This window comes from Pauljensenia sp. UMB9872 (assembly GCF_030212665.1).
Lineage (GTDB): Bacteria > Actinomycetota > Actinomycetes > Actinomycetales > Actinomycetaceae > Pauljensenia > Pauljensenia turicensis_B.
The window spans coordinates 1-1,364 of sequence record NZ_JASOER010000037.1 but is presented as its reverse complement, the minus strand read 5'-3'; the positions used below and the strand labels follow the sequence as shown (position 1 = coordinate 1,364).

Annotated in this window: 1 protein-coding gene; it reads left to right on the top strand. The window is 57.2% G+C overall.

Translation table 11 applies throughout. From position 1 onward, the window contains the following. Window positions 1-120 precede the first annotated feature (120 nt). Window positions 121-1,311 (top strand): IS1249 family transposase, encoded by a 1,191-nt coding sequence (locus QP109_RS09185; protein WP_285024431.1) that lies wholly within the window; start codon window positions 121-123, stop codon window positions 1,309-1,311. The last annotated feature ends 53 nt before the right edge of the window (window positions 1,312-1,364 follow it).

Here is a 1,364-nt window from a genome sequence, read left to right as displayed (position 1 = left end):
CTGCTCAGGTTAGCTAAATCGGGTCTATATATGGCTGAGGTCCTTATATAGACTCGATTCTTCGTCAATCCACCGGAATGGCACCCGGATGTGGTATCCGGCAGTTGGTGTGCTTTCTTGGTGACACGAAACAGACCACGATGCCCTGTATGCGCTGGGCAAATGAAGAAAAACGGCACCACATCCAAAGGCACAACACGATGGCGGTGCAAAAACCCCAGCTGTGGCAACTCAACCACACGCACCCGCCCCGACCTCACCCAAACCCGCGACTTCTTAGCCTTCCATTCCTACATCACGTGCACCGCAACACTGGCCGAAGTAGCCCGTCAGCGAGGTGTAAGTCGGTGGACGCTTGACCGCCGGTTCGAGCCGTTTTGGCTCATAGAGGTGCCCAACAGCACTGAACCCCACCGCGTCTACGATCAGATCTTCATCGACGGCACATATACCGCTGCCGGGTGCTTGCTCGTCGCCGCTAGCTGTGACCATGTCATCGCCTGGCATTGGGCGAAAAGCGAAACCGCCCACGCCTACACGCAACTATTGAACAAGATCGCAGAACCCTTGTGTGTTGTCCTTGACGGCGGACAAGGCGCGTACACCGCCATCAAATCGTGCTGGCCCAATACGCAGATCCAGCGCTGTTTGGTCCACGCCCAGCGCGTTATCCGCCGCTACACCACCTCCAAACCACGCACCACCGCAGGCCAAGCAATCTACGCGCTCGCGTTGAAGCTGACCAAGATCACCACCTTGGAACAGGCCCGCGAATGGACGCTGAACCTGCATGACTTCGGGGTCGTCTACGCCAATTTCCTCAATGAGAAAACACCGGTGCCGAGGGAGCGCAGAACCCTCAATCGGCAGTGGGAATGGACCCACCTGCGGGTACGCAAGGCCTACAACTCGCTGTTGCACCTCTCACGCAAAGGTTGGCTGTTTACCTACCTGCAGCCACCACCACACGCGCTCGAACCAGGCCGGTGGGCTGCAACTACCAACAGTCTAGAAGGCGGCATCAACGCCCAACTCAAACGCATCGCCGACGCCCACCGCGGCAGGACAGGAGAGCGCCAACGCAAAATGCTCGAGTGGTACCTCCACTCGAAAACGCAGCTGCCTGACGATCCCCTCACAATCGCCAGGCAGTGCAATTTCGGACAAGACCAACTCGCCAAAGTCAACAATCTTGTCGAAGAAGACCACAACAAAGCCGACCAGGAAACCGGCCGACCAGCCTTCTACGACAACGCTATCCCAACCGAATACAACCACTCCATCGGAATCAGGAAAGGACCCCTCAAATAAAAATACGCCCGACGGCGACACGCCGACCGGACACACTTTCTGCTACTTAACCC